Source organism: Streptomyces sp. NPDC028907 (genome assembly GCF_055564995.1).
On the sequence record NZ_JBVHVE010000005.1, the window covers coordinates 208,199 to 234,402 of the forward strand.

Annotated in this window: 24 protein-coding genes and 4 pseudogenes; 14 read left to right on the forward strand and 14 right to left on the reverse strand. The window is 70.7% G+C overall.

What is annotated here, in order from left to right; all coding sequences use genetic code 11:
• Positions 1-236: 236 nt before the first annotated feature.
• Positions 237-1,856: an ABC-F family ATP-binding cassette domain-containing protein gene (locus ACZ4UU_RS16960; RefSeq protein WP_468040573.1), complete on the forward strand. Its 1,620-nt coding sequence runs from the start codon at positions 237-239 to the stop codon at positions 1,854-1,856.
• Positions 1,857-1,990: 134 nt separating this feature from the next.
• Here ACZ4UU_RS16960 and ACZ4UU_RS16965 read toward each other — a convergent pair whose 3' ends face one another.
• Positions 1,991-3,097: a baeRF2 domain-containing protein gene (locus ACZ4UU_RS16965; protein WP_468040575.1), complete on the reverse strand. Its 1,107-nt coding sequence runs from the start codon at positions 3,095-3,097 to the stop codon at positions 1,991-1,993.
• A gap of 62 nt (positions 3,098-3,159) precedes the next feature.
• Here ACZ4UU_RS16965 and ACZ4UU_RS16970 point away from each other — a divergent pair, with 62 nt between their 5' ends.
• Positions 3,160-3,417: a DUF6158 family protein gene (locus ACZ4UU_RS16970; protein WP_468040576.1), complete on the forward strand. Its 258-nt coding sequence runs from the start codon at positions 3,160-3,162 to the stop codon at positions 3,415-3,417.
• Positions 3,418-3,469: 52 nt separating this feature from the next.
• Here ACZ4UU_RS16970 and ACZ4UU_RS16975 read toward each other — a convergent pair whose 3' ends face one another.
• The 5 genes from ACZ4UU_RS16975 to ACZ4UU_RS16995 are packed head-to-tail and all read right to left on the reverse strand — an operon-like array spanning position 3,470 to position 7,584.
• A complete protein-coding gene (locus tag ACZ4UU_RS16975) occupies positions 3,470-5,563 on the reverse strand; it encodes a catalase (protein WP_468040577.1) in 2,094 nt (697 codons plus the stop codon).
• A complete protein-coding gene (locus ACZ4UU_RS16980) occupies positions 5,564-6,106 on the reverse strand; it encodes a type 1 glutamine amidotransferase domain-containing protein (protein ID WP_468040578.1) in 543 nt (180 codons plus the stop codon).
• A 6-nt stretch (positions 6,107-6,112) separates the two neighbouring features.
• Complete coding sequence (locus ACZ4UU_RS16985) at positions 6,113-6,769, reverse strand: diguanylate cyclase (RefSeq protein WP_468040580.1); 657 nt, start codon at positions 6,767-6,769, stop codon at positions 6,113-6,115.
• Positions 6,770-6,773: 4 nt separating this feature from the next.
• A complete protein-coding gene (locus tag ACZ4UU_RS16990; protein WP_468040581.1) occupies positions 6,774-7,193 on the reverse strand; it encodes a CBS domain-containing protein in 420 nt (139 codons plus the stop codon).
• On the reverse strand, positions 7,186-7,584 hold the full coding sequence (locus ACZ4UU_RS16995) for a DUF2795 domain-containing protein (RefSeq protein ID WP_468040582.1): 399 nt from the start codon (positions 7,582-7,584) through the stop codon (positions 7,186-7,188). Before ACZ4UU_RS16995 ends, ACZ4UU_RS16990 begins: the two co-directional genes overlap by 8 nt.
• 134 nt (positions 7,585-7,718) lie before the next feature.
• On the opposite strand from ACZ4UU_RS16995, the gene ACZ4UU_RS17000 reads away from it, so the two are divergent.
• Positions 7,719-7,853: a hypothetical protein gene (locus ACZ4UU_RS17000; protein ID WP_468040584.1), complete on the forward strand. Its 135-nt coding sequence runs from the start codon at positions 7,719-7,721 to the stop codon at positions 7,851-7,853.
• Between the two features lie 622 nt (positions 7,854-8,475).
• On the opposite strand, the gene ACZ4UU_RS17005 is transcribed toward ACZ4UU_RS17000, so the two are convergent.
• Positions 8,476-8,691, reverse strand: a complete 216-nt coding sequence (locus ACZ4UU_RS17005) for a hypothetical protein (protein WP_468040585.1) — start codon at positions 8,689-8,691, stop codon at positions 8,476-8,478.
• 483 nt (positions 8,692-9,174) lie between these two features.
• Here ACZ4UU_RS17005 and ACZ4UU_RS17010 point away from each other — a divergent pair, with 483 nt between their 5' ends.
• Positions 9,175-9,543, forward strand: coding sequence for a hypothetical protein (locus tag ACZ4UU_RS17010; protein WP_468040586.1), 369 nt, complete (start codon positions 9,175-9,177; stop codon positions 9,541-9,543).
• A 154-nt stretch (positions 9,544-9,697) separates the two neighbouring features.
• On the opposite strand, the gene ACZ4UU_RS17015 is transcribed toward ACZ4UU_RS17010, so the two are convergent.
• Positions 9,698-10,147 carry a MarR family winged helix-turn-helix transcriptional regulator gene (locus tag ACZ4UU_RS17015; RefSeq protein WP_468040588.1) on the reverse strand — a complete coding sequence of 150 codons (450 nt, stop codon included), beginning with the start codon at positions 10,145-10,147 and terminating at the stop codon, positions 9,698-9,700.
• A gap of 123 nt (positions 10,148-10,270) precedes the next feature.
• Here ACZ4UU_RS17015 and ACZ4UU_RS17020 point away from each other — a divergent pair, with 123 nt between their 5' ends.
• The 5 genes and pseudogenes from ACZ4UU_RS17020 to ACZ4UU_RS17040 all read left to right on the forward strand — a co-directional run.
• The gene (locus ACZ4UU_RS17020) at positions 10,271-10,771 is read left to right on the forward strand and encodes an allene oxide cyclase barrel-like domain-containing protein (RefSeq protein ID WP_468040589.1); all 501 of its coding nucleotides are present in this window, start codon (positions 10,271-10,273) and stop codon (positions 10,769-10,771) included.
• A 44-nt stretch (positions 10,772-10,815) separates the two neighbouring features.
• Complete coding sequence (locus tag ACZ4UU_RS17025) at positions 10,816-11,466, forward strand: NAD(P)-dependent oxidoreductase (protein WP_468040590.1); 651 nt, start codon at positions 10,816-10,818, stop codon at positions 11,464-11,466.
• Between the two features lie 126 nt (positions 11,467-11,592).
• Positions 11,593-12,729, forward strand: coding sequence for an ABC transporter substrate-binding protein (locus tag ACZ4UU_RS17030; RefSeq protein ID WP_468040591.1), 1,137 nt, complete (start codon positions 11,593-11,595; stop codon positions 12,727-12,729).
• Positions 12,730-13,982: 1,253 nt separating this feature from the next.
• Positions 13,983-16,202 (forward strand): xanthine dehydrogenase family protein molybdopterin-binding subunit, encoded by a 2,220-nt coding sequence (locus ACZ4UU_RS17035; protein ID WP_468040592.1) that lies wholly within the window; start codon positions 13,983-13,985, stop codon positions 16,200-16,202.
• A gap of 159 nt (positions 16,203-16,361) precedes the next feature.
• A pseudogene (locus tag ACZ4UU_RS17040) lies at positions 16,362-16,637 on the forward strand (hypothetical protein); the annotation flags it as partial.
• Positions 16,638-17,201: 564 nt separating this feature from the next.
• On the opposite strand, the pseudogene ACZ4UU_RS17045 reads toward ACZ4UU_RS17040, so the two are convergent.
• The 4 genes and pseudogenes from ACZ4UU_RS17045 to ACZ4UU_RS17060 all read right to left on the reverse strand — a co-directional run.
• Positions 17,202-17,617, reverse strand: a pseudogene (locus tag ACZ4UU_RS17045) (GntR family transcriptional regulator); the annotation flags it as partial.
• A gap of 32 nt (positions 17,618-17,649) precedes the next feature.
• On the reverse strand, positions 17,650-18,135 hold the full coding sequence (locus ACZ4UU_RS17050) for an alpha/beta hydrolase (RefSeq protein ID WP_468041114.1): 486 nt from the start codon (positions 18,133-18,135) through the stop codon (positions 17,650-17,652).
• Positions 18,136-18,752: 617 nt separating this feature from the next.
• Positions 18,753-20,111 carry a lipase family protein gene (locus ACZ4UU_RS17055; RefSeq protein WP_468040593.1) on the reverse strand — a complete coding sequence of 453 codons (1,359 nt, stop codon included), beginning with the start codon at positions 20,109-20,111 and terminating at the stop codon, positions 18,753-18,755.
• A 455-nt stretch (positions 20,112-20,566) separates the two neighbouring features.
• On the reverse strand, positions 20,567-20,767 hold the full coding sequence (locus ACZ4UU_RS17060; RefSeq protein ID WP_468040595.1) for a hypothetical protein: 201 nt from the start codon (positions 20,765-20,767) through the stop codon (positions 20,567-20,569).
• Between the two features lie 170 nt (positions 20,768-20,937).
• On the opposite strand from ACZ4UU_RS17060, the gene ACZ4UU_RS17065 reads away from it, so the two are divergent.
• A complete protein-coding gene (locus ACZ4UU_RS17065) occupies positions 20,938-21,186 on the forward strand; it encodes a hypothetical protein (protein WP_468040596.1) in 249 nt (82 codons plus the stop codon).
• A gap of 168 nt (positions 21,187-21,354) precedes the next feature.
• Here ACZ4UU_RS17065 and ACZ4UU_RS17070 read toward each other — a convergent pair whose 3' ends face one another.
• Positions 21,355-22,158, reverse strand: coding sequence for a type III PLP-dependent enzyme domain-containing protein (locus ACZ4UU_RS17070; protein ID WP_468040598.1), 804 nt, complete (start codon positions 22,156-22,158; stop codon positions 21,355-21,357).
• A pseudogene (locus ACZ4UU_RS17075) lies at positions 22,044-22,574 on the reverse strand (ABC transporter ATP-binding protein); the annotation flags it as partial. The gene ACZ4UU_RS17070 and the pseudogene ACZ4UU_RS17075, both read right to left, overlap by 115 nt.
• 39 nt (positions 22,575-22,613) lie before the next feature.
• Here ACZ4UU_RS17075 and ACZ4UU_RS17080 point away from each other — a divergent pair.
• From ACZ4UU_RS17080 to ACZ4UU_RS17095, 4 genes and pseudogenes are all read left to right on the forward strand, one after another.
• Positions 22,614-23,921: a sensor histidine kinase gene (locus ACZ4UU_RS17080; RefSeq protein WP_468040599.1), complete on the forward strand. Its 1,308-nt coding sequence runs from the start codon at positions 22,614-22,616 to the stop codon at positions 23,919-23,921.
• A complete protein-coding gene (locus ACZ4UU_RS17085) occupies positions 23,918-24,577 on the forward strand; it encodes a response regulator (RefSeq protein ID WP_468040600.1) in 660 nt (219 codons plus the stop codon). Before ACZ4UU_RS17080 ends, ACZ4UU_RS17085 begins: the two co-directional genes overlap by 4 nt.
• 351 nt (positions 24,578-24,928) lie before the next feature.
• Positions 24,929-25,084: pseudogene (locus ACZ4UU_RS17090) on the forward strand (nuclear transport factor 2 family protein); the annotation flags it as partial.
• Between the two features lie 303 nt (positions 25,085-25,387).
• Positions 25,388-26,101 (forward strand): hypothetical protein, encoded by a 714-nt coding sequence (locus ACZ4UU_RS17095; protein WP_468040601.1) that lies wholly within the window; start codon positions 25,388-25,390, stop codon positions 26,099-26,101.
• Positions 26,102-26,204 lie beyond the last annotated feature (103 nt).

Here is a 26,204-nt window from a genome sequence, read left to right on the forward strand (position 1 = left end):
GGTGCCGGGGCGGGTGGAGCATGCTGCGGGTGGGTGGGGGTCAGGGATGGAAGCCCCTGGGGTGGGTGGGTGATCGGGACGGCCTGGCCTCGTCCTCGAACGGCGGACGGGCTGGGGGTGCCGGGGCGGTGGCTGGAAGTGAGTGTTCTCCGTCGTGAGGTCGGCCTGTCTGCCTGGGGGGACGTGGTGAATAAGTATTTGCCCGGTGCCGTGCGGCGACCTCAGAATGCGGCCCTATGGGACATCTGGAAGCCGCGCATCTCGAGTACTACCTTCCCGACGGGAGGGCGCTGCTCGGCGATGTGTCGTTCCGGGTGGGGGAAGGGGCCGCCGTGGCGCTCGTCGGGCCCAACGGGGCCGGGAAGACGACCCTGCTGCGGCTGATCTCCGGGGAGCTGAAGCCGCACGGGGGCAGTGTCACCGTGAGTGGGGGGCTCGGGGTGATGCGGCAGTTCGTGGGGTCCGTGCGGGACGAGACGACCGTGCGGGATCTGCTGGTGTCGGTCGCGCCGCCACGTATCCGGCAGGCCGCGCAGGCCGTGGACGCCGCCGAGCACGGCATCATGACCGTCGACGACGAGGCGGCCCAGCTGAAGTACGCGCAGGCGCTCGCCGACTGGGCCGAGGCGCGCGGGTACGAGGCCGAGACGCTGTGGGACATGTGCACCACGGCGGCGCTCGGGGTGCCGTACGAGAAGGCGCAGTGGCGGCAGGTGCGGACCCTGTCCGGGGGCGAGCAGAAGCGGCTCGTGCTGGAGGCGTTGCTGCGGGGCACCGACGAGGTGCTGCTGCTCGACGAGCCGGACAACTACCTCGACGTGCCGGGCAAGCGGTGGCTGGAGGAGCGGCTGCAGGAGACGCGCAAGACGGTCCTCTTCGTCTCCCACGACCGTGAACTCCTCGCCCGTGCCGCCGAGAAGATCGTCTCCGTGGAACCCTCGCCCGCGGGCGCGGACGCCTGGGTGCACGGCGGAGGCTTCGCGACCTATCACGACGCCCGGCGTGAACGCTTCGCCCGTTTCGAGGAGTTGCGCAAGCGCTGGGACGAGAAGCACGCCCAGCTGAAGAAGCTGGTGCTGACTCTCCGGCAAGCGGCCGAGAACAGCGCGGACCTGGCCTCTCGGTACCGGGCCGCCCAGACCCGGCTGCGCAAGTTCGAGGAGGCGGGGCCGCCGCCGGAGCCGCCGCGTGAGCAGGACATCCGGATGCGGCTCAAGGGCGGGCGTACCGGGGTGCGGGCCGTCACCTGTGGAAACCTTGAACTCACGGGCCTGATGAAGCCGTTCTCGTTGGAGGTCTTCTACGGCGAACGTGTCGCCGTGCTCGGCTCCAACGGTTCCGGCAAGTCGCACTTCCTGCGGTTGCTGGCCGGTGAGGACGTGGCGCACACGGGGGAGTGGAAGCTGGGGGCGCGGGTCGTGCCCGGGCACTTCGCGCAGACGCACGCGCACCCTGAACTGATGGGTCGTACGCTGCTGGACATTCTGTGGAAGGAGCATGCCCAGGATCGGGGTGCGGCGATGTCCCGGCTGCGGCGCTACGAGCTCACCCACCAGGCCGAGCAGACCTTCGACCGTCTCTCCGGCGGGCAGCAGGCCCGTTTCCAGATCCTCCTGCTGGAACTGGAGGGCGTCACCGCGCTCCTCCTCGACGAGCCGACCGACAACCTCGACCTGGAGTCGGCGGAGGCCCTCCAGGAGGGGCTGGAGGCCTTCGAGGGGACGGTGCTGGCCGTCACGCACGACCGCTGGTTCGCGCGGTCCTTCGACCGGTATCTGGTCTTCGGCAGCGACGGTCGTGTGCGGGAGACGGCGGAGGCGGTATGGGATGAACGGCGCGTGGAGCGAGCCCGCTAGCGTTCCAGAAGGGGGGCGGGGAACCGCGCGACCAGCCCCCACCTGCCCGCCCCCGAAGGACGGCGCCCGGGGTCGAAGGGGCGGAGCCCCTGGGGATGGGACGGGTAGGGGCGGCGGGGGCGAGGGAGGCTTGGTCAGGGCCAGCGCAGGAGGGCTCCGAGGCCGCCCGCCGGGGTCTGGTCCTCGGGCGCCGGGGTCACCGACAGCGCCCCCGCCCCCGTGGCGACCGCGCAGCGGATCAGGGCGTCGTCGGCGCGGGCCGGCCAAGAGTGCTGTTCACCGAGGATCTTGAGGTCGGTACGGCGCACCGCCAACTGGTCGGGGTCCTCGCCGATCCACACCTCGCGATGCGCGTCAGGACTGTCCGGCCGGATCAGCAGCTCGTCGATACGGTGCTCCCGCGCCGCCTCGACCAGCGCCGGCACCCCCTCCACCGCCCCGGCACGCCCTTCGCCCCCCGGCTCCCGGGCCGCGAGGAACCGCTCCAGCTCCCGCACCGCCCGCTGCCGCACATGCTCCTCGCGCGCCCGTTCGACGTCCTCGTCGAGCAGCCGGCTGCCGGTCCCGTGCGGGGCCTCGACCACGAGGTCGTGCAACCGCCGCGGCAGCCGTTCGTGCACCGACCGCCGCTCCCGGTCGTCACCCACGAGGACCAGCAGGTCGGCCCGCGTCTCCTCCTGGCAGACGGCGAGCGCGTCGGCGATCTCGGCCGCGTTGTGCTCCCAGGTGTTCTCCACCTTGAGCTGGAAGTGCCGCTCGGACCAGTCGACCGTGCTGGTCCGGTGGATCGGATGCTGCCGGCCGGTGACGGCACCGACGTCCTGCCGGCCCAGCGCGGTCCGCAGCTCGAAGGCGGCGCCCCGGCGGTCGACGTAGGCCACGACACAGACCGGGTCCTCGCCGGCCAGCTCCAGCAGCGGAGCGGTGTGCGGCAGCGGGGCCCAGTGGGCGCTGTCGCGCAGCGGGGCGCGGGCCAGCGGCGGGTCGAGGACCACTTCACCCGCTCGGGCGAAGATCGCGCGGCCGTGCGGTTCGGAGGAGTGCTCCAGTTCCTCCAGCGCGCCGCGCACGGCCCGGCAGGTCGCGTCGTCGGCGCCCTGCCCGGCCAGATCCCGGGACAGGGCCCGAGCCGTCAGGTGCCGTTCGTGCGGGGTGTCCTCCGTGTGCCGGGAGGTGTCCACGTATACGGAGGCCCAAGGCCCGGGGTGTTCGTACAGTGGGTTCAGGAAGGCGAGATCCATGGTCTGTCTCTCCTGTACGCCGCTCGGGTGCTGTGTGCTCCCCGGGCGGGTACCCGGACCGCATGAATGAACACGACGAGCGGGGCACCACGATGACCGGAGTCGACCCCAGCCGGCTGGACGACCAGCAGCTCATGAAGGAGCTGGAGACCATCCACCGGACGCGTCACGACACGCTGCTGTACGGCTCTAACGACGCGCTGCGGGCCCACAACGAACGCATGGCGCAGCTGGAGGGCGAGTACCTGCGCCGCAACCCGCGCCGTACGGTGGCCGCGGGCCGAACCCGGGAGGGCGCCCGCGACCGCGGCTCGTGCTGAGCGGGGCGTGCCCCGCACACCACCCCTCGGCACGGTTCGAGTACGCGCGAACTCAGCACCCCACCGGCGGACGCCCCCAGTGGCGGTGAGCCGACACGGCGGCCTTGAAGGCCTCCAGGAAGTCCGCGCTCGCCGGGCCCGGCGACGTGTCCGTCACCACGCCCCGGTCGGACACCGTGTGGTGGAACTCGGCGGACAGCCGTACGCCTTCCGGCTCCAGGGCGGCCAGGACGCCCACGCCGGAGCCGAGCGCGCCGACCGGCTTGCCGTGGCGGTATGCGCCCCGAACGAAGCGCATCGCGTCCTGGTCGGCGGCCGTCGGCGGGGTGCCGTGCGGGCCGCCGGGCAGCAGCACGGCGTCGTACAGCACGGAGGCGACCGTCGGCAGGGCGCGGTCGACCTCGCACCGGTCGCCGTGGGCGCCGGCGACCGTGCCGTCCGTCGGTGCCAGCGCCTCGACGATCGCACCCTCGGCCGTGAGCGCCTCCCGCACCGGGTCGACCTGGGCGGTGTCGACGCCGTCCGTGACCAGGACCGCGATCTGCCGGGTGCGGATCGAGCCGTCGCCGCGCAGTGACTCCAGGCTCAGCGCGGGGGAGGAGAGCTTGTCCGCCGTCTCCGTGCCGGACGGCTCGGGCACCCCGATGCCGCGCGCCACCTGCGACGCCAGATCGCCGTTCACCTGGGCGAGATGCTCGACCGTACGGGCCCGCACCTCCTTCGCGCCGACCTTGCCGAGCTCGAACCGGAACGCCGCGACGATGTGCTGCTTCTCCCAGTCGGCCATGCTGTTCCAGAACATCGCCGGCTGGCTGTAGTGGTCCTGGAAGCTCGGGCTGCGACGCCGGATCTTGGCGCCGTCGACCCGTTCGGCGTAGTGCGTGTACGCGCTGCCGTCGACACCGGCGTGGGCGGGGCAGCCGCCGCCGAGGGAGTTCGGGAAGTAGTTCGTGCCGCGGTGGATCGCGCCCTGGTGGTAGCCGTCGCGCTGGTTCGTGCGGACGGGCGCCACCGGGCGGTTCACCGGCAGCTGCGCGAAGTTGGGGCCGCCCAGCCGGATCAACTGGGTGTCCAGGTAGGAGAAGTTGCGGGCCTGGAGCAGCGGGTCGTTGGTGAAGTCGATCCCGGGGACGACGTTCGCCGTGTGGAAGGCGACCTGTTCGGTCTCGGCGAAGAAATTCTCCGGGTTGCGGTCCAGCACCATCCGGCCGATCGGGCGGACCGGCACCTGCTCCTCCGGAATGATCTTCGTGGCGTCGAGAAGGTCGAAGTCGAACGCGAACTCGTCCTCCTCCGCGACGAGTTGGACGCCGAGCTCCCACTCCGGGTACTCGCCCGCCTCGATCGCGTCCCACAGGTCGCGCCGGTTGAAGTCCGGGTCGCGGCCCTGGCACTCCTGCGCCTCGTCCCACACCAGGGACTGCACACCCAGCCGCGGCTTCCAGTGGAACTTCACGAACGTGCCCTTCCCGTCCGCGTTCACGAACCGGAAGGTGTGCACGCCGAAGCCCTGCATCATGCGGTAACTGCGCGGGATCGCCCGGTCCGACATCAGCCACATGATCGCGTGCAGCGTCTCCGGCTGGAGCGACACGAAGTCCCACAGGGTGTCGTGCGCGGAGGCGCCGGTGGGAATGTCGTTGTGCGGCTCCGGCTTCACCGCGTGCACGAAGTCGGGGAACTTGATGCCGTCCTGGATGAAGAAGACCGGGAAGTTGTTCCCGACCAGGTCGTAGTTGCCTTCCGAGGTGTAGAACTTGGTCGCGAAGCCGCGCACGTCCCGCACGGTGTCCGCCGAGCCCTTCGGACCCTGCACGGTCGAGAACCGCACGAACACCGGGGTCCGCACGGACGGATCCTGGAGGAACGCCGCGCGGGTGAACTCCGCGCACGATTCGTACGGTTCGAAATAGCCGTACGCGCCCGCGCCCCGCGCGTGCACCACCCGCTCCGGGATCCGCTCGTGGTCGAAGCGGGTGAGCTTCTCCCGGAAGTGGAAGTCCTCCATCAGGGTCGGCCCGCGTTCGCCGGCGGCGAGCGAGTCGTCGGTGTGGTCGACCTGCACGCCCTGGTCGGTGGTGAGCGGCCCGCCCTTCGGGTCGTCCGCGTGGAAGGTCTCCCTCTGCTCCTGCTTGCGGTCCCCCATTTACGACGCCTCCTTCGCGAACACTTCCAGGAACGTCTCGCAGAACGCCTTCAGATCGTCCGGCTTACGGCTGGTGACCAGCTTGTTGGAGCCGTGGTCGCAGATCCGCACCTGCTCGTCGACCCAGGTGCCGCCCGCGTTGCGGATGTCCGTCCGCAGACTCGGCCAGGAGGTCAGCACCCTCCCGCGGACGACGTCCGCCTCCACCAGCGTCCAGGAGGCGTGGCAGATCGCGGCGACCGGCCGGCCCTGGTCGAAGAAGTCCCGCACGAATCCGACGGCCTTGCTGTTCATCCGCAGATAGTCCGGGTTGGCGACCCCGCCCGGCAGGACCAGCGCGTCGAAGGAGTCCGCGGACGTCTCGCCCACGACCTCCTGCACCGGGAACTTGTCCGCCTTGTCGAGATGGTGGAACGCCTGGATCGTGCCCGGCTTCGTCGACACCAGCACCGGCTCGTGGCCCGCGTCCACCACGGCCTGCCAGGGATCGGTGAGCTCCACCTGCTCGACGCCCTCGGGTGCGGTCAGAAATGCGATACGCATGATGTCTCAACGTCCTTCCGTGGCCCTGAACCGGGCCTCGTCGCTCGTGCAGCGCTTCTTGTCCCGCCGCCGGGCCCGCCAACAGCGCCACAGCTCCTCGCCGTACGGCAGCAGCACACAGGCCCCGATCGCGACGCCGATGCCCGCGAGATAGCCCCGCGACAGCGGCCGCCGGCGCGGCACGAGCCGCCACGCGTCGGGATCGCCCCGGCCGCCGCGCACCAGGGACTTCACCTGGTCGGCGTGCAGACACATCAACGCCGAAAGCCCGCCGAACGGCAGGGACTCCAGGAAGCTGTGGATGTGCTGCTCGACCGGCCTGACCTCGCGGTCGCTGTCCACGGCCGTCCGCACGTCCCACAGCGCGGTCGCCTCGTGCGCGGCGGTCGCGCCCAGCTGCACGCTCAGCAGCAGCGGGTTGACCTCGTAGCGCAGGGTCAGCGCGATGGGGATGCCGACCTCGGTCATCATCAGGGCATGGATCAGGGACTCCTTGGGGCCCGCGGTCTCCTCGATCCGGGTCCGGCGGTGCATCCACCAGTCGGCGACACCCGGCGCGAACCAGCTGGGCAGCAGCCCGTACAGCAGATAGCGGACGGTGGCGTCGCCGACGTCGACGGTGACACCGGAGGCGCTGATCTCGGCGGCCTGGTCCCGGCTCATCCGATCACTCGTCCGGAGCCGCACGGCTGATCTCGGCCAGCGCGGAGTCGGGGTCCTGGGTCTCGGCGAGGTCCCCGAGGGTGACGATGCCGACCGGCAGCCCGTCCTCGACGACCGGCAGCCGCCGCACCGCGTGCTCGCGCATCAGCGCGACCGCCACGGAGACCCGTTCGCCCGGGTCGATCAGCACCGGGTCCCGGGTGCACACCGACCGGGCGCTCACCGTCAGCGGGTCGGCGCCGTCCGCGACCGCCCGCACCGTGATGTCACGGTCGGTGAGCACGCCCACGACGTCCTGCCCGTCGGCCACCACGACGTCCCCGATGTCCTGCGCCCGCATCAGCTGCGCGGCCTCGACGAGGGAGGCGTCCGGGCGGACGGCGACCACACCCGGCGTCATCACGTCCCTCACGAAGTCAGCCATTCCTGGTGCTCCCCCGTTCCCCGGCCCCGGTCAGGGCCTCGGCCAGCTGCTGGACGTTGGCGTAGCGCGTCGAGCGCGGCAGCCGCTCCAGCGACTCGACCAGGGCGTCGGGCGCGTACCCGCGGCGCAGGGCGGTGGTCAGTTCCCGGGGGCTCGCCGGGAAGGCGCTACGGCCCAGGAGCCGCGCCAGCTCGAGCCGGACCGTCGCCAGGGAGGCCGTACCTCCCGGCGTCACCGGCCCGCCCGCGACCTGCGGATCGTCGTCCGCGGTCGGCTCCGGGTCGTGCCACTCCTCCGTCCGGGTGGGGTGCCCGGACCGCAGCAGCCCCTGCAGTTCGTGCTTCATCTCGTCGTCACGGTGAACGCTCAGCCGGTCACTGCCTCGCTGCATGACTCCCTCCAGATCTTCGGCGTGCGCACCGCGTACCCGCACATCCGGGGGCGACACAGGGTTTGCGCAGCGGAAGGAGGGAGACCCGGTTCCCTACCCCCCACGCACGCTCTGCTCCGGGGAAGGACCAGGTCATGGCACTGCTCGCTGTGCTGCTCCCACTTCTCATGCTCGGCGCGGTGCTGGCACTGGGCCGTTACGAGGATGCGCTGCTGCCGAGGAATCCGGACGACGCCGACCGACCGCAGGGGGCGGCGCAGGCCCGCTAGGCGCCGCCCGCACGAAGACCGGGAGCGAGCGGAGGTCCTACGGCGCCGAGGGCGTTCCGGTAAGCCCGTTCGTCGTCGTCTCCGAACACGGTGAACACCACGCGGTCGAACCGTCCGGGATGCGCTGCGATCCAGTCCGTGACGGTGTGCAGCGCGACCGGTGCGGCCCCTTCCTCGGGGTAGCCGAAGACGCCGGCGGCGAGGTCCAGGCACGCCCGGTAGAAGTAGCGACCCTCGCGCGGAACAGTTCAGTGCGCAGACCATGATCGCATCGGGTCGTCCACAGCACCAGCGGCTCTCGAGTCAGGCTGGGGTCCAGTGCCCTTCTCGTCCAGCCATTCCAGCCCCCACAGCGTCAATTCCCTGGCGGCGGATTCCGGAACGCGTTCGTGGAACTTCCGCCGGGGCTTGGGTCACCGATGCCGCGCTCTGTCCCTCCCAGCCTCCGGCGTAGACAGGGGAGTCGTGGGCTGGGCTGCCGGTGAGGGCTTGCCAGATCCACGCTGCGGCGTGGCGTTGCCGCTGGCGAGTAACGCCCATCCGTACTGGATGGAAGATCGAGAACAGACTGTCATAAGGGACCTCGAGAGGTTCGGATAGCGCTCTTCGGCGAGCGGCGTAGTCAATGGGCCTTTTCGGTGTCGGGCACTGCCTGCTCGGTGACCTTGGCACCGTCCACCTGCCAGACGATCCGGCCGCTCTTGCCCGCCGCGCTGTCGGAGGCCTGCTGCAGCAGGGCCGTCGCCTTGGCCGAGTCGGTGTTCTGCGAGGTCGGGCTGTTGCCGAAGGCGTTGCCGACCGCACCGACTCCGGCGCCGAGCGCGAGCAACAAGCCCACCCAGACCAGGACGACGGCGAGCCGGTGCCGGTGTCACCAGCGGGCGAGAGGAGACATCGACGAGCCTTTCCAGCGATCTGCCATGCGTACGGGCCGATCAACACGGCCCCCCGAACGCTCGCAGTTCTCCGGCCTCTCGTCGTTGGCCGTACGCAGACACTTTCCCCTACTGCGATCGCAGCAGACGGGATCGACCGCCAAAGCGCAGGCAGCTCGCGGGACTGAGTCGGCGCGCCGGGACGGCCGCCGGGCGACGCTTTCGTCACCAGCGGCACCAGGGCGGCCTGCCCTCCACGCCCAGCGGCCCGAGCCAAGGCTCCGGCAAGCCGTCCGCCGTCCTGGTCGCGGTTGTACGGATCGGCCATCCGGCCGAGCAAAGCGGTCGGTGAGCCGTCACAACCCGCCGTTCGGCCGAGGCCGGCTCCCCTTGTGCTGGGCGAGCTTGGGTGCCGCAACCCCGTCTGTCCTCACCAGGAGTACTCCATGAAACGCGAACCCTTGATCGTCACCGGCGTCGCGGTGGCAGCTGTGGCCGTGGGCGGCGGAGCCCTCACCTATGCCATGAGCGGCATGGAGTCGACCACAGGGCTCGACAAGTCCACCACCGTGACCGTGGACGGCCACAAGGCGCTCAGCGGAACCGTCGTCGCAGGCCGTACGTCGTCGAAGTACAGTCCGCTGCCATGGATCGGAGGTGACACGTCCGTCGTGAAGTGCCCGGACCTCAAGGCGGTGGCCGGCGCCAAGGTGACATGCACCGCAAAGGACGGTGACGGCAAGGACCTCTCCATCCCGGTCACCGTCCTCAAGGCTGACGCCACCAGCGTCACTTGGACGTTCGAGCGCGTCTAGCGTCGCGCTTCACGCGACGCCGGCGTGTCCGGGATGCGAGGACGATGGGGCTCACCTCAAGCAGTGACGGCACCGGAACTCGTGCGGTCGTCACAAGACGACCGCACGAGGCCCGTCGCCTCAAGCAGGTGACAGGTCAGCTCGATCTTTCCGGCTACGGCCCCGCAGGGCTCTGGGCGTCGCGCAGAATGCGCAGAGCGCGCTCCAGGTGACGGCGATCCGCCGCCGAGAGCGGTCCGGAGACGTGGGTGCGCAGATGAGAGACGTGCTTGGCCATGGCACGGTCCAGTGCCTCGGCGCCCTTGTCGGTCAGTACGGCGAGTGCGGCCCGTCGGTCGCCCGGATCGGGGTCGCGGCGGATCAGCCCTTCCTTCGCCATACGGTCGGCGAGCCGGGTGAAGCCGCCCGAGCTGAATGACACGGCCTCCGCCAGGTCGGTCATGCGCAGCCGGTGTTCGGGGGTGCGCCCCAGCCGCAGCAACACCTCGAACCAGGTCTCCGGCAAGCCCAGATCGCTGTGCACCAGGGGCTTGAGGCGGGTGAACGCCTCCACGAACAGGCCGTAGAGCGTCACGTCGTCGTCGTTCAGCAGTTCCTCGTTCACCACCTCAGGGTGACAGAAGGTCGCGCCCAGAAGAAGCTGCCGTTGCAATATCTTGCTAGGCAGATATATTGTCTGCGCCGGCAGGTAAATCCCCTGTGTGCCCCCACCGCTGTGGAGCCGATCATGCGCAAGCCCCTCCTCTCCGTCTTCGCTGTCGCCGCAACGGCCGGTGCGTTCGCCGTCGGCCTGGCCCTGGGCCCCGCCACCGCGGACGCCGCCCCGGCCTCGCACCCGCACCGCACGCTCACCATCCAGGCCATCGAGAGGGGCACCGCGATCAACATGGTCGACGTCGCCCCCGCCGACTCCGCCCTCGGCGACCAGCTCATCGGCACCGGCGACCTCACCACCCCCGCAGGCCGCAAACTCGGCACCAGCAGCTTCGTCGGCGTCTCCACCGACGCCAAGCCGCGCACCGCCGAGCTGCTGACCTTCGTCTACGAGCTGCCCGACGGAAAGATCACCACGTCCGGCACAGCCAGGCTCTCCGCCACCGGCCCCGTCTTCGACGAGCGGTTCGCCATCACGGGAGGCACCGGCGCATACAAGGACGCCACCGGCCAGGTGCGCGTGCTGCAGGAGACGGTGGAGCACGCGAAGGTCACCTTCGCCATCCAGCACTGACCACTCAACGAGTACGACACCCACGAGCACTTACGGAGTCACCAGTGAAGATCCTCCTGATCGGCGCCACCGGCATGATCGGCTCCCGCATCGCCGCGGAAGCGCTCAGCCGCGGCCACGAGGTCACCGCCGCCAGCCGCTCGGGCAGCGCGGACGCCCTGCCACAGCACCCGAAGCTGACCGCCCTCGCCCTCGACGCCTCCGTGGCGGACAAGGTGGCCCAGGCCGCCGCCGGACACGACGTCGTCATATCCGCCGTCTCCCCGCCCCGCGACGGCTCCGACCCGGCCACCCCGCTGCTGGCCACGTACCGGTCCCTGACCGATGGACTGCGCACCGCTGCCGTGCGCCGCCTGGTCGTCGTCGGAGGCGCAGGCAGCCTGAAGACGGCCTCGGGCCAGGACCGGGTCGACACCTCCGACTTCCCCGCGATGTACAAGGCCGAGTCCCTCGCCCAGCGCGAGGTACTGCGCCTGCTGCGCGCCGAGGTGACCGACCTCGACTGGACCTACGTCTCCCCGGCCGACGAGATCGCCCCCGGAGAGCGCACCGGCACCTTCCGCCTCGGCGGCGACGACCTGCTCACCGCCGAGGACGGCACCAGCTTCATCAGCGCCGAGGACTACGCCGTGGCCCTCGTCGACGAGGCCGAGAACAACAGCGCGATCCGCCGCCGCATCACCCTCGCGTACTGACCGGCAGACGGACGCGGGCAGCAGGGCAGCCCCCTTGAGGCTCCCCTGACCGCCCGCTCGTCCCGTCTCTGCCGATGCAACCGCCTGCTCCCCGTTCGCATCACCGTCCCAGGAAGGAACACGGCAATGCCGATGGCACGACGTCAGGTACTGATGGGCGGCTCGGTCGCCTCCGCCGCCCTCGCACTCGGAGGGGCGAGTGGTTTCGCGACGACCCCGGAGACATCAGACCGACGCCCCAGCACGCGTGAGGAGACCAAGAGCCTGGACCAGCTGTACCGCGAGGCGAGGGCGGAGGGCGGCACGCTCATCGTGTACGCCGGGGGTGACACCGCCACCCAGCAGGACGGCAACAAGGCCGCCTTCGAGAAGGCGTTCCCCGGCATCACACTGAACATCGTCGTGGACTACAGCAAGTTCCACGACGCCCGCATCGACAACCAGCTCACCACCGGCACCCTCGTCCCAGACGTCGTCCAGTTGCAGACCCTCCAGGACTTCCCCCGCTGGAAGCAGGAAGGCGTCCTACTGCCCTACAAGCCGGCCGGCTTCTCCCGCGTCCACCCTGCCTTCAAAGACCCCGACGGCGCGTGGACCGGCATCTTCGTCGACGCCTTCTCCACCATCTACAACATCGACAAGATAGGCGCCAAGCAGGCACCGGCCACCGCTCGCGACCTCCTCGACCGTCGTCTCAAAGGGAAGATCGTCTCCACCTTCCCGAACGACGACGACGCGGTGCTGTACCTGTACAAGCTCATCACCGACAAGTACGGCTGGGACTGGCTGCGCCGGTTCGCCGCCCAGGACGTGGCCTGGGTACGCGGCACGCAGGAACCCGCCGACCGGGTCGAGGCGGGCACCGCCGCCGTCGCGCTCGGCACGGACGGCATGCTCACCCCGGCCGACGGCATGAAGACCCGCTTCGTCCTGCCCGAGCACGACCCGTTCATGGCCTGGGCCCAGCGCGCCGCCATCTTCAAGGACGCCAACCACCCGGCCGCAGCCAAGTTGTACCTGAACTGGTGGCTGTCGAAGCGGACCCAGTCCGACTTCTACATGTGGTCGGTCCGCACCGACGTCACCCCGCACACGGGCTACCGGCCCATCTGGGACTACCCCAACGCCCACCTGGGAGGCTTCGAGCACTTCATGGCCGACCGTGCCCTCGTCGAGCACTTCAGGCAGCAACTCACCCTATACGTGGGAGAGGTGAGCGGCGCGCCGTCCCCGGGCTGGCTCGGCCTGCACCCCGGCCGCTGATGCGGAGGCATCCGACCGAGGAAGCTTCCGGCTGATAAGGCAGTCGATCAAACACCGCCGAGGAAGAAGTACCCGCACTTGTCAAAGCGAGCAGCCACGGCCCGGGAATGATCCAGTCTGCTGATCGCTCGTCCGACGGCGTTGCACTTCGTGTACTGATCTTCATCGAAGCCGGTTGGCCGTCCGCCGCGCGAACCCTGGCGTAGGCGGGCGGCCTGGCTGTTTACGTATGTATGTGCTTGCCGGGCTGGTCCTCGACGGCGACCGCGGCTTGTGATGCCTCCCAGGATTCGATCGAGAGACCTACCGCTGGCGCAACATCATCGAGCGCTGCTTCAACCGGCTCAAAGGCTTCTGCGGCATCGCCACCCGATACGACCAGACCGCCACTTCCTACGAAGCGGCGGTCATACTCGCCTCGTTCTTGCTCTGGGCAAGATCCGGCCGGGACGTTGCCGTCGGCGACATGGGCCCCGGGCGGACGTCGTCCCGGGGCTGACCACCGGGGCCGTGCCCCTGTGGCAGCTCGGGCTCCGCGTGGCGGAGTTCGCGCTGTCCGACGGCGACGCCTCGCGGATCGTACGGGTCTCCAGGAGCGTTGTTCCACGGGGCAGCACACCGCGTTGTCAGGCAAGCGCCGCTGTAGCCGCTGCGGAGGCATTTCGGGCCCCGGTCCTCGTGGTCGGTCGTGGCGACGACCGGGCCGGGGAGCTCGGGTGGCCGTCCGCAGGCTGTTACTGCCGGACGTACCAACGGCAGTGGTACGCACCGAAGTTGTCCCAAGGGCCTCCGCTCGTTGCGTCGCTTCGCGTGCGGCACAGTGGATGCCGTGCCCCACCGATGGCCCGGTAGGGCGGCTGCCGGTCGTGTTCACCCCTGGTCACCGCACATCTCCCGGGCCCGCGGCCCACAGCGTGAGCCGCGACGTGAACCATGTCCCCGTCTCCGACCCCACCCCGACGGGACTGCTCACCGGCAGCAGTCGTCCACGCGCGCGCGCCGTCCACACGCGCGACCAAGGAGATCCCCACATTGTCCAGCCGTTTCCTCTTCCTCCTCGGCAGCTACCGCAGCAACGGCATCAGGAAGGTGGTCGCGCTGCCGGTGCGTCGCGCAACTGCCCGCCGGCATCGAGCAGCAGTTGATCCAGCTCGCCGGGCTTCCGCTCCCCGGCTCAGCCCGGGATCCAGCCGCATGACCGCCGGGCGGCGCCGCCACGCCACCTCGCGCGTGCGCCTCGCAGGGGGCGGCGAATGAGCCGGCAACCGCAGTCGGCCGTCGGAGCGCCGCTGTCCCGGGTCGACGGGCGGCTGAAAGTCACCGGCCAGGCCGAGTACGCCGCCGACCTCAGTCAAGCTCGCACCGCCCCGGGCGAAGGTACCCTCGTCATCGACGGCCTCGTCCACGCCGTCATCGTCGACAGCGGTATCGGGCTCGGCCGCATCACCGATATCGACACGCGCGCCGCCGAAGCCCAGCCCGGCGTCCTGACGGTGATCACCCACCGCAACGCGCCGAGGCTTCCGCCCTACGACGGAGTCTGGCCGCCGGGCCGGCGGCTGCGTGTCTTCCAGGACGACCGCGTCCGGTTCTTCGGCCAGCCCGTCGCGGTCGTCGTGGCCACCACACTGGAGGCCGCACAGCACGCCGCGAGCCTGGTGCAACTCTCCTACGACGCCGAGAAGCCGTCGACCGAGCTCGCCGGTGCCGACGGCAACGAACCCCGCACGTACGCCCGCGGCGACGCGGACAGCGCCGTGGACGCCGCCGCCGTCCAACTCCGGATGACGTACCGGATGGCCCGCAACCACCACAACGCGATGGAACCGCACGCCATCGTCGCCCACTGGGACGGCGACCGGCTCACCGTCCGGGAGAAGTCCCAGGGGGTGCAGGTCGCTGCCGCCAGCCTTGCCGGCGAGTTCGGCATCCCGCGGGAGAACGTGCGCGTCATCTCCCCGTTCGTCGGCGGTGCCTTCGGCAACTCCACCCGGACCTGGCCGCACTCCGTGGCCGCGGCCCTCGCCGCGCGCGAGGTGCAACGCCCCGTCAAACTCGTACTGAACCGACGGCAGTTGTTCTTCGGCGTCGGTTTCCGGCCCGCGTACGAGTACCGACTGCGCCTGGGCGCCGACCGGCGCGGCCGCCTGGTGGCGACCGTGCACGACATCAGCGCCGAGACCTCCCAGTACCAGACGCACAGCGAACCGGTACTGATTCCCGGGCAGATGCTCTACAGCACACCCAACGTCCGTCAGACGTACCGCACCGTGCCGTTGGACGTGAGCACACCGACGTCCATGCGCGGCCCCGGCTACGGCAGCGGCGCGTACGCCATCGAGTCGGCCATGGACGAACTCGCCCACGAACTGGGCATCGACCCCATCGAACTGCGCCTGCGCAACGAGCCGTCCGCCGACGAGTCCACCGGGCAGCCGTTCTCCACCCGGCGGCTGCGCGAGTGCTACGACATCGGCGCCCGCGAGTTCGGCTGGCACCGGCGCAACTCCAAGCCCCGCACCGTCCGTGACGGCGACTGGCTCATCGGCATGGGCATGGCGGCCGGTGTCTACGACACCGCACGCGCCGCGGCGCAGGCTTCGGTCAGGCTCGACGCCGACGGGACCGCCGTGGTCGAGTCCGCGACCAGCGACATGGGTCCCGGCACATACACCTCCATGGCGCAGGTGGCCGCCGACGCCCTCGGGCTGAGCATGCGGCAGGTGACCTTCCGGCTGGGCGACTCCCGCATGCCCCTGGCCCCGGTCCACGCCTCCTCGCAGACCATGGCCAGCGTCGGCTCCGCCGTCCAGGACGGCTGCGACAAGCTGCGGCAGGAGGCCGTCAAACTTGCCGTCGAGGACGCGCGCTCGCCGCTGCACGGCGTCGACACCGGCGACGTGGTGGTCCGCGCCGGACGGCTGCACGTGAAGGACGACCCCACGCGTGGGGAGACCTACCGGCAGCTCCTCGCCCGTAACAACCGTCCCCGTCTGGAGGCACTCGGGTCCTACACGCCGGGGGAGCAGAGGCGGCACTCGATGTACGCCTACGCCGCGACGTTCGCCGAGGTGGCGGTCGACGCCCGGCTCGGTCTGGTACGCGTCAGACGCATGCTCGGGGTGTACGACGCCGGACGGATCATCAACCCCAAGCTCGCCGACAGCCAGGCCCTCGGTGCCATGGTCGGCGGCATTGGCCAGGCCTTGCTGGAACACACGGTCACCGACCACCGCGACGGCCGGATCGTCAACGCCGGCCTCGCCGACTACCTTGTACCGGTGAACGCCGACGTACCCGCCCTGAAGGCGGTCTACGTCGACGGCCGGGACGACGAAGCCGACCCGATCGGTGTGAAGGGCCTCGGCGAGATCGTCATCGTCGGCGTGGCGCCCGCCATCGCCAACGCCGTTTTCAACGCCACCGGACGACGCGTCCGCGACCTGCCCATCACCGCCGAAGCCCTGCTCTGAGCCCCGGGACGGTCTCAGGAGCCCTTCCCGCCACCCGAGTGGGGGTCCTGAGACCGTCCCGCTGACCGGCCCGCCACCCCGACCTCCCCATACCCATACCAGCGCGGCGGCGGGCCTCCCAACCCTGCCCATGGAAGCCACTCGTGCTGAACCTCGCGGAACATGAACTCCGAGATCGCGGGCTGGGGGGACACCTGCGACAAGATGGTCGACCACTCGATGCGGCTGACATGGCCGGGCATGTACGCGCTGGCCGCCCCGTGGCACGCCCGCCGCGTCGGGAAGGCCAACCACAGTTCCAGAGGCACAGGCACAGGGACGGGCGACGCGGACGCGGCCTGGTCCTACGGGCAGGCGCGGCCGGGCGACCCGTTCGAGATCACCGGCCAGGACAGCAATGGCGTGGTCGCGCCCGGGAACTGCGAAGCGCGCTGATGACCGGCCCGCATCAGCCCCGACGGCCGCGCGCCGACGGTCGACGGCGAGGCCGGAAGCCTCCAGTTGTGGGACATCACCACCCAGCAGCCGCTCGGCGCCCCCTCACGACACCGGGCTACGCCATCGACACGCCAGCCTTCGGCGCGGACAGCTCGACGCTGTACGCGGGCAGCGCGCACGTAGCCCTCCAGACCTGCACCGTCGAGGCCGCCCTGCCGTCGGCTCGAACTTCAGATGGGCATCCTGACCGAAACCGATGAGCGGGATCCCGGGACGGCCTGCGCCCTGTCCCTGGGACGGCTCAGCGAACGGGGGACCTTCGAGAGTCCCTTCACCTTCGTCGGAGTCGTGGTCGCGGGTGTCCCATCCGTCGGCTGAATCGGCACGCTTTGCCGCTGGCTCCAGGTGCGGTGTCAGGGCGACAGGCCGTTTGCGCGGCCCGGCCCTGCGGGCAGAACTCGCCCTCATCCTCGACGGCACGGGCTCGGCCTGCGGCGTCCTGATGGCGGAGGGAAGGAGTTTCCAAGCGCCGTTGCCCGATGCGCTCCACCCGCGAGCGTGTTACACCCCGGGATCGGCCAGAACGGCGGCGGTCACCGTCAGGTGCTGGGTCAGTACGTCGGCCGCGGTGACGGCGTCGCGTGCCAGGGCCGCCTCCTCCAGCTGACGATGTTCGTCGGCGGCGTCACGACCGGGTGTGTGATGTGCCGACCAGCGGCGGCCCAGTTCACTGGCGGTCCACATGCGGTCGAAGGTGTCCAGCAGCATGGGGTTGCCGCACCCCTCCAGCAGGGTGCGGTGGAAGGCACGGTGGGCCTCGGACCATGCGCTGCTGAGGTATTTGCCCTCCTCCCGCGCGTACAGAGGAGTGCGGGCGAGGCGGTGGTGGGCAGCGCGTACGTGTGCCTCCCCGTCGAGGTCCCGCGCTCGATCGCCAGCCTCAGCACGACGGGTTCGATCGTGCGACGGGCCTCCAAGTCCAGCCAGGGCGTCATGGTGCGAAGAGCCCCTACGCGCGGCAGGTGGTGTCCCGGGCGGGCAGCCGGCCCTCGGTCAGGTAGGTGTTCACCGTGGTGGTGACGCAGGCGGGGGCCCCGGGGAAGCCGTAGACGGCATGGCCCCGGCCGCTTTCGACCTGGAGCAGGCGGGCGCCTTGCAGTGCGCGGCGCATGGCCAGGCCCTCGGACAGCGGGGTCTGCGAGTCCCACTGGTTCTGCACGACGAGGGCACCGACCCTGTTGTCGACGCGGGTGGCCGCCTCCGCGCCGCGCGGCCAGAAGGCGCAGGGGGTGATGGTGGCGGCGAAGTCCCCGTACAGGGGGTATCGGACACGATCGCGGACGGATTCCCGGCGGTAGCGGTCCGGGTCGCGGGGCCAGGACGCGGAGTTGTCGCAGGTGACGGCCCAGTGGAGCGAGACGATGTTGTCGGTGGCGGCGTCCGCCCTGCCGCCGGCCGGCGCGGGCTGCGGGCGGGTACCGGCTGACCTGCGCAGTTCGACGAGGTGGCGTGCGGCGGTCCCTGACCTTCTTGGCCAGCGTTTCCTTCATGGACAGCGGGTCGTCGAGACCGCGGTGCCCGGGCCCGCCGGAGTTGGTGAGCAGCACGCCGTGTCGCTTGCCGGGAACGCTGGTGTTCAGCCGGGAGATCCTCAGGCGCAGGGTAGGGCCGGCGGGGCGGGTGTAGTCGAGGAGCACGGTGACGGTGGCACACCGGTAGGAGCCGGATACTGCTCGCCGCTGCCACAGCGGTGCCAGGCGGGTCGTTGGTCGTAGTAGCGGCCGAGGGCTGTAGGTGGGTCCGGCGCCGTCAGTCGGAGCATGGCGCCCTGCGCTCCGGGCACGCAGAGCGCGATGAGCAGGCCGACCGAGGCGAGCTTGAGGACACGGGCGGTAGGCATGGCGGGGACGCCCCTCCGGGGAGACGAGTCGAATCGGGCGTCCGGCCCTGGCGTGCGACGGAGAAGGCCGGGCGTTGCGGCTCACCCTTCCGCCGCCGGTCCGTCACCCGCATCGGCTGAGCGGCCGGGCGCGGCCCCCGGACCAGGCAGTTGCCTCGGCCGAAAGGCCGAACGGGCGGCCCACGGGGTGGTCGGGCCGCCGGATGGCTCGGTCAGCGCTGGAAGGGCATGGTCCAGCAGTTGGACGTGGTCGGTTTGCCCTTCAGGCGGTCGGTGAGCCAGGAGATCGCCGCTTGCTGGTCGGTGATGAGCGGGGCGAGGTGGTTGGTGAGGATCTTGTCGCCGAGGTTGGGCAGGCCGACGGCCTGGTAGGTGACGTTCCCGCCCTTGCGGCACCAGTCCACGGCCAGTTGGCGGGCCTGGGCGTGCGGAACGATGTCGTCCTGGATGCCGGTGGCCACCCGGACCGGGCCGTTCGGCTTGAGCGTCCCGATGCGCTGAGCGTCGAGGATGGCCTGTGCGCGCGGATCGGCGGCGATGATCTCGGCGACGGACTTGCCACTGTTCGTCCACGCGCTGCTCCGCGAAAAGCCGTAGCCGAGCATCGCGTCGCCGACGCACATGGTCGACGTGTCGGCGAGCGCCTTGCGCCCGGCGTCGTTGAGGTTCGCCTCGGCGGCGTCCCGCATGTCGGGGTACGCCTGGACGAAGCCGTTGATCGCCCAGCCCAGGGCAGCGGCCAGAACGCTGCCGTCGATTCCCTTCATGACGGCGGTCAGGTCGGCGGGCGGCGCGCCGGCGTAGGTGCCGGACAGTGGGACGTCGGGCGCGTAGGTGGGCTGGAGTTCGGCCGCCGACGCGGTGGCTCCACCGCCTTCGCTGTACCCGTACAGGCCGACGCGGGAGCCGGAGGTGAGGGAGGTGCCGGGGAGAGCGCGCGCCGCACGGACGGCGTCCAGCACTGCGTGCCCCTCGTCCAGGCGGTTGACGTAGGTGTGCAGACGATCGGTGGCGCCCAAGCCGACGTAGTCGGTGACGACGACGGCCGCTCCGGTGGCGAGGAGACGGTAGATCGCGAGGTTGTCGTAGCCGACGGACAGGGTCTGTCCGCTGGTGGTGAGCGGGTGTTGCAGGGCGAGCGAGGGCGCGCACTGATCGCCCTGGCCCATGGTCCCCGAGGCAACCGCCACCAGCGGGCGGGGACCGTCGCCCTCCCACTTCGCCGACGGCTCGATGTAGGCGCCGGTCACCGCGACGGCCTGGCCGTCGGAGTCGGTGGACTTGTACATCAGCCGGGTTGCGGTGCCCGGCAGGGGGCGGCCGTCGAGGCCGGGCAGCGAGAGCCCTAGGGAGAGGGGCTCGCGCCGGATCAAGGCGCCGTTGGTGGTGGACAGTTGGGCGGGCGGGGTGTAGAAGGCCGGGATGCTCACTCCCCGGGACACGACGGGTTCGGTGTCGGTTGCGGTGGCGTCGGCCGTGGTCGCGCCGACGCACACGCAGGCCACAGTGGCGAGCGAGGCGGCGGCCAGACGGTTGGAGGCGGAACGTGGACGGCTTCGGTAACGGCGCACAGCTCACTCCTCGTACTGCTGCGTTGCGTGATTGCGCGAAAAACTAGCAGCGGTAGTTACCGCTGGTAACGCCCACCTGGTTACGTTCCGGTAACCGTTTGCCGGAGCAAGCGCATGTGGCGAGCGGGTCGCGCGCTTCCTCACTGGCGCCGCGAGAAGACGGGCTTCGAACCACCGGGAGTCCCGGATCCTGGCCAGCAATCCGGTTGCCTCGCAGGCATGTTGACCAGGGGGGCGACCGGCTCCGACATCACCTGCGGCACCGCTGCTACTGCGGTCTCGCGGAGTCTGGCTACTGCTGTTGGAGGAGGGCCGGACCCTCACGCTGGAGCATCCCGCTGTGCGAGCCAGGGCCCGGCCGCGGCTGCCTTCGGACTGGCCGGGGCCCGGGCCTGACGACTCGACTCCCGGGTGCGGCCGGAGTGGTCCGACCGCATCCAGGAGTGGGCAGAAGCTCACGGAAGCGGGATGGCTACTACCTTGAATGCGGCGGCCGGGCTGCCGATGTCGGAGAAGTTCTCGCCGAAGTCGGCGTCGACCACGCGGAGGCGGCCGCCGAACGTCTTGCCCGTAGACGGCCATGAGACACCCGGCGCCTTGGTGGTGCCGAGGACCTGTCCGGCGGTCAGCGATGGCGAGAGCCTGACCTTGTCCACGCCTTGGGAGTGGACCTCATACAGGGTCCGCCCGACGAGCTGCAGACCGTCGGCCCAGACATCGGCCTTCGACGAGGACCTCGTCGAAGCCGGCCTGGTGATCCGTCGGCTCGCCATCGAGCACCCGGGCCCTGTTTCGTCTCGTCTTCCGCAACACGGTGGACCCCTCCATGCGAAGTCAGCCCACCGTCTGCTCCTCATCCGCCCGTGCCTACGCCGCCCCCAAGGCGAAAGTCGCGCGGCTGCTGACCATCGGCCTGCTGGACGCCACCGGCGTCGACGAAGCGACCCGGTACTTCCGAGCGTTCTGCGACGGCGTCGCCGGACTCGAACTCGACGCCACCATCCACGTCAACACCGGCGAACACCTGTGGCGCACCGGACTCCACACCTTCGTGCGAGGCCCCACCCGGCCCTGATGGCCGCGGAAACCTTGGAGTGGCCCTGGCAAGACTTCCGTACAGTTGGGGAGTGCCGTGCCACCGCTGCTCCACGACTTGAGCGCCTGCCCGGCGACACCACGCCGTTGGGATCAGTATCCGAACGGCGCGTCACGTCACCCAGGGCAAGGGTTCTTTGACGCGACGCTAACTCATGACATCGGTGCCGCTTCGGCTCAGCAGGTGGTCCATGGTCTCGGCGGAACGCAGGAGCTGGAAGGCGATGCTCCCGTCGGCAGCTGTGCGTGCACCGTAGACGGCAGGCTCGAGCATGCCGTTGAAATGGTAAGGGGCGGAGAAGCAGTAGGCGCCGGTGTCGAGGACGGCCACGATGTCGCCCGGGGCGAGCTCGGGCAAGGAACGGGCTCGCGCGATCATGTCGCCCGCGAAACACAGGGGGCCCGCGATGTCCTGGGCCGTCAGCGGGCCGGTCTTGGTCGCGCCCGTGGGGTGGTGGGCGGTGACGCGCAGGGGCCAGGAGTCGGGCTGGAACACGGTGCGCGTGGCGACGTGGGCACCGGCATGAGTGATCGCGATCGGGTGTCCCCCGGCGGTCTTCGTGTACTCGACGTAGGCGGCGGTGAAGCCGTTCTTGGAGAGCAGGGAGTGGCCGAACTCGGTGATGATCCGGTAGTCACCGGTGAACAGGCCCGGCGCGTGGTCGCGCAACCGGGCCACGTAGGTGTCGAAGCCGGGGGCGCTGTCGTCGCTGTCGAAGTCGACCGGCAGGCCCCCGCCGATGTCGATGCCGACGATCTGCCGTCGGCCGAGTTCGGCGTTGACCTTCTCGGCGAACGCGACGGTCTTGGCGATGCCCTGGGCGATCAGGTCGAGCGGACTTTCGGGCGCCCTACCAGGGCCCGTGCGATGGCCACCCGCTGCGCCTGACCTCCGGACAGCTGTCCGGGGCGCCGGTCCTCCAGGCCCTGCAGGCCCAGAGGCCCGAACCACTGTCGGGCCTGCTCGACGGCCGCCCGGCGCGGAGTGCCGCCGAGCATCAGCGGCAGGGCCACGTTCTCGTCGGCGGGCAGTTCCGGCAGCAGCTGGCCGGACTGGAAGACGAAGCCGAACGCGGTGCGGCGCAGCTCACTGCGGGCCGGTTCGCGGAGCTGGTCAATCCTCCCCCAGACTTCGTCCGGGGGGACCCCCATCTCGCTTCGCTCGCCGTCCAGGAGCACCTTCCCGGAGTCGGGCCGCTCGATGCCGGCCAGGCAGTGCAGCAGGGTGGACTTTCCGGAGCCGGACGGGCCCATGACGGCCAGCGACTGGTCGGCCCTCACATCGATGTCGACGCCGGCCAAGGCGCGGGCCATGCCATAGGACTTGAACAGGCCGGTGCCGGTCAGGACGGCTGAGGTGGTGTTCATCGGGTGGACTCCCCGGAGCCAAGGGTGATCATCAGGTGCATGCCGTCCACGATCGGGGCGTACGGCACCCGGCGGGCTCGGCCGGACGGCCGGTTGTGGTGGCCGGACATCGGCCATTCGGCCGAGAGCGAGGGGAAGCGCCGCTTCCGTATCCTTGCGGCCGTGTACTCCGAGACTCCGCTGTCCCGCCGCGTGCTGATCGTCGCCAGCTGGATCCTTCTCCTCGCGGTGGGGCTGCTGGACGTGTTCGCCGGCCGGGCACCCCACTACCTCTGGACGAGCTGGCTGCCGATCGTGTCCGGTCCGCTTGCCTGCGTGGCGCTGCTGTGGCCCGAGCGTCGTCCGAGCGTGCAGGTTCGTGCCGCGCTAGTCGCCGGCGGGTCGCTGGCCCTCACGGTCGGGATCGGAGTGTTCGCGGGATCGGACGGCGCCGGCACCTGGGGTCTCCTGGAGGGTGTCGTCCTGCTGGTGCTGCTCTCCCGCGCGGTGCGGACGGTACCCCGACCGGGAATGGCGGCGGCCGTCTCGACCGCACTCGCCGTCGCAGCCATCGCGATCCCGCTGCGCTGGGCGACGACGAACAGCCAGGTCGCCATCGGCTGGTCCCTGCTGATGACGCTCGCCGTCGGCATTGCCTTCGCCTGGGGCCTGCGCACGCGGCTGCTGGAGGAGCAGCGGGCCCGTGACATTGCCGCCGTGCGCCAGGGCCAGCGCCTGGAACTCGCCCATGACCTCCACGACTTCGTCGCGCACCACGTCACCGGCATCATCGTCCAGGCCAACGCAGCGCTCACCCTCCAGCACACCGCACCGGAACAGGTCGGGCCGCTGCTGGAGAACATCACCCGGTCCGGATCGGAGGCGCTGGACTCGATGCGCCGCCTGGTGCGGGTCCTGCGCGAGGACGACCACCACAGCATCCGACCGGGGCAGGTGTGGAGCGAACTCGCCCGTCTGGTCTCCGCGTTCGCCGCGGACCATGCGGACGTCCACCTGCACGTCGCCGCGGCGGCCCGCGAGGTGCGGCTCGCCCCCGAGGTGGAGACCTCCGTACACCGAGTCGTGCAGGAGGCCCTGACCAACGTGCGCCGGCACGCGCCCGGCGCCGCGGTGGCCGTACGGGTCGACGCCGACGGGTCCAGGCTGCGGGTCGAGGTGCACAACACGGCACCGGTCGCACGCCAAGCCGTCCCGGTCGGCGGACGCGGCGGCTTCGGACTGGTCGGCCTGCGCGAGCGCGTCGAAGCGGTGGAAGGCGCGCTGACCGCCGTCCCCACCGACGACGGTGGCTGGCGGGTGACCGCCGACTTCCCGATGCTGGCCGCCATGGCAGGATCACCGGCGTGAACGACACGGTGATCCGCGTACTGATCGCGGACGACCAGGAAATGGTCCGCATGGGCTTCCGGCTGATCCTGGGCGCCCAGCCCGGCATCGAGGTGGTCGGCGAGGCCGCCGACGGCGCCGCCTGCGTGGAACTCGCCCGCCGACTGCGGCCGGACGTGTGCCTGGTCGACATTCGGATGCCGAAACTGGACGGCCTGGACGTCACCCGCGCGCTGGCCGGACCCGGAGTCCACAACCCGATGCGGGTCGTCGTGATCACCACGTTCGACCAGGACGACTACGTGCACACCGCGTTGCGCAACGGGGCGTGCGGCTTCCTGCTCAAGGACGCCCCGCCCAGTCTGCTGATCGAGGCGGTGCGGGCCGCCGCCCGCGGGGATGCGCTGGTCTCGCCGGCCGTCACCGTCCGGCTGCTGAAGGAACTGTCCGCCACGCGTGCCGAGCCGGATGCCGCCTGCCCGTTGACCGAGCGGGAACTGGATGTGGCCCGGCTGGTCGCGGTGGGCCGCACCAACCAGGAGATCTGCGACCAGCTGGTGGTGTCACTGTCCACCGTCAAGACGCACCTGGCCAACATCCAGCAGAAGATCGACGCCCGTAACCGGGTCGAGATCGCCGCCTGGGCGTGGGAGACCGGGATGGTCCGGGAGCGATAGGCGAGGCTGCACAGCCGTTACCGGTGCGGGCACCTGCACCGGAGCATCACAAGCCACGAGCCAGGCGATGCGGCAGAAGACGGCCGTCCAAGGGTTTGCGTGCCATCGCGTGTGGTCCCACCCCAGTGCCTCGCGGTCATGTCATCTGCGATCTGTCGCCCCGGCTGGCGTCCGGGCGATCACCGAAAGCCCGGACGCCGGCCGGGGCCCTCGACGGAGGAGCTCGGCAAGGCGGCCGACGGCGCAGCGCTGACCGAGGCGCTCGTCAAGCGCTCCCCGACAACGGCCTGCTGATCGCCGCCCAGATCGGGCGAAGGTCGCCAAGGGCGAGATGTAGTGGGGCTGAGTGTCATGACGTACGGGCACACCGGTGTCGTGTCCTCCACGGCCCCGGCCGACGTGGTCCGCCATCAGTACCCGGCCTCCGCGGCCGGCGACCTGGAGGCCCGCGGGCCACCCTCGCCCCGGACGTGGAGTGGAAGGGACGGCAGCTTCCCACTCGCCGGCGACGTCCTGTCAAGGCCCACCGTGGCGTGGAGCCTGGTAGCGGTGGCCAGGTCCGCAGGGCGTGGCGAAACCTGCTTCTCTTTCCGGACACACGGCCTCGCGAGGTTCTGACCGGCGTGTTCGAGGTGCTCTTCCCTCGCCGAAGGCGTTGGTGAGCCCTTTCCCGGCCACCCCGCGGCGAGGTCCGGCTCCATGCGTTCCGGTGCGGGTGTCCTTGGCCGGCCGGAAGCGGCTGGTCGTGCCGCCCGGTGGGTCCGCCACCTAGCGGGTGACCTTCACCCGCACGACAGCGGAGTACGACCGGTGGGCCCTCGTCTCGGTGAGCTGGGGCGACAGGGACGGACACCGGGTGCGCAGCACCATCGCCCTGCGTGCCACGCGGATCACCATCCACCGGAGGCCGATGGCACGGGCGCCACAGGATCCCTCGCCCTCCAGGCGAAGTCGGGCTGGGACGGCACCCTCACCACGGCCCTGAACGGCCTGTACGCGGGCACGGCCAGGACCGGCACCCTGACGGGCACCTCGACCGACAGCTTCACCACACCGCCGTCGCCGCTCCCGGCTTCGGCGGCCCGTACCGAGATCACCGTTCCCGAGGGCACCGCACTGGCCCGTGTCGTGATCCTCTCGTCCGACCACCTCGCCGGCACTGATACGGACCTGTGGGTGTTCGACGAGGACGGCACCCTGCCCTCGTCCCCCACCAGCTGCAGCGGGGAGTACGTCGACCTCACCGAGCCGGGCACGTACGAGGTGTACGTCAACCAGTTCGCCCTGCCGGAAGGCGCCACCAGCCAGACGTACACGCTGCACACCTGGCTGATCGGCCAGGACTCCCGCCCCGACCGGCCGGCCACCGTCACCCCGGTCGAACAGCGGGTGGCCCTGGGCGGCACCGCCGACGTCACCGTCTCCTGGCGCGACCTCCCGACCGGCCACACCTATCTCGGCCCGGTCGGGTACGGCGACGGCACCGAAACGGTCGGCAGCACCGTGCTGACCGTCACTCCGTAGTCTCCCCTGCTCTCCCCTTCCGTCACCCGACTCAGGACACGGTGGCCGTACGCGAACCGTATGGCCACCGTGCCGGCATGACGACCTCCTGCGGCGGCCGGGC

What these genes read in the sequence shown, in the direction of transcription:
- ACZ4UU_RS16975 (WP_468040577.1), bottom strand. Translation starts at nt 5,563, where the DNA reads ATGGGGGACCGCAAGCAGGAGCAGAGGGAGACCTTCCACGCGGACGAC.
- ACZ4UU_RS17030 (WP_468040591.1), top strand. Translation starts at nt 11,593, where the DNA reads ATGCCGATGGCACGACGTCAGGTACTGATGGGCGGCTCGGTCGCCTCC.
- ACZ4UU_RS17000 (WP_468040584.1), top strand. Translation starts at nt 7,719, where the DNA reads ATGGCACTGCTCGCTGTGCTGCTCCCACTTCTCATGCTCGGCGCGGTG.
- ACZ4UU_RS17080 (WP_468040599.1), top strand. Translation starts at nt 22,614, where the DNA reads ATGCCGTCCACGATCGGGGCGTACGGCACCCGGCGGGCTCGGCCGGAC.
- ACZ4UU_RS17035 (WP_468040592.1), top strand. Translation starts at nt 13,983, where the DNA reads ATGAGCCGGCAACCGCAGTCGGCCGTCGGAGCGCCGCTGTCCCGGGTC.
- ACZ4UU_RS17010 (WP_468040586.1), top strand. Translation starts at nt 9,175, where the DNA reads ATGAAACGCGAACCCTTGATCGTCACCGGCGTCGCGGTGGCAGCTGTG.
- ACZ4UU_RS17020 (WP_468040589.1), top strand. Translation starts at nt 10,271, where the DNA reads ATGCGCAAGCCCCTCCTCTCCGTCTTCGCTGTCGCCGCAACGGCCGGT.
- ACZ4UU_RS16985 (WP_468040580.1), bottom strand. Translation starts at nt 6,769, where the DNA reads ATGAGCCGGGACCAGGCCGCCGAGATCAGCGCCTCCGGTGTCACCGTC.
- ACZ4UU_RS16960 (WP_468040573.1), top strand. Translation starts at nt 237, where the DNA reads ATGGGACATCTGGAAGCCGCGCATCTCGAGTACTACCTTCCCGACGGG.
- ACZ4UU_RS16965 (WP_468040575.1), bottom strand. Translation starts at nt 3,097, where the DNA reads ATGGATCTCGCCTTCCTGAACCCACTGTACGAACACCCCGGGCCTTGG.
- ACZ4UU_RS16990 (WP_468040581.1), bottom strand. Translation starts at nt 7,193, where the DNA reads ATGGCTGACTTCGTGAGGGACGTGATGACGCCGGGTGTGGTCGCCGTC.
- ACZ4UU_RS16980 (WP_468040578.1), bottom strand. Translation starts at nt 6,106, where the DNA reads ATGCGTATCGCATTTCTGACCGCACCCGAGGGCGTCGAGCAGGTGGAG.
- ACZ4UU_RS16970 (WP_468040576.1), top strand. Translation starts at nt 3,160, where the DNA reads ATGAATGAACACGACGAGCGGGGCACCACGATGACCGGAGTCGACCCC.
- ACZ4UU_RS16995 (WP_468040582.1), bottom strand. Translation starts at nt 7,584, where the DNA reads ATGCAGCGAGGCAGTGACCGGCTGAGCGTTCACCGTGACGACGAGATG.
- ACZ4UU_RS17065 (WP_468040596.1), top strand. Translation starts at nt 20,938, where the DNA reads ATGCGAAGTCAGCCCACCGTCTGCTCCTCATCCGCCCGTGCCTACGCC.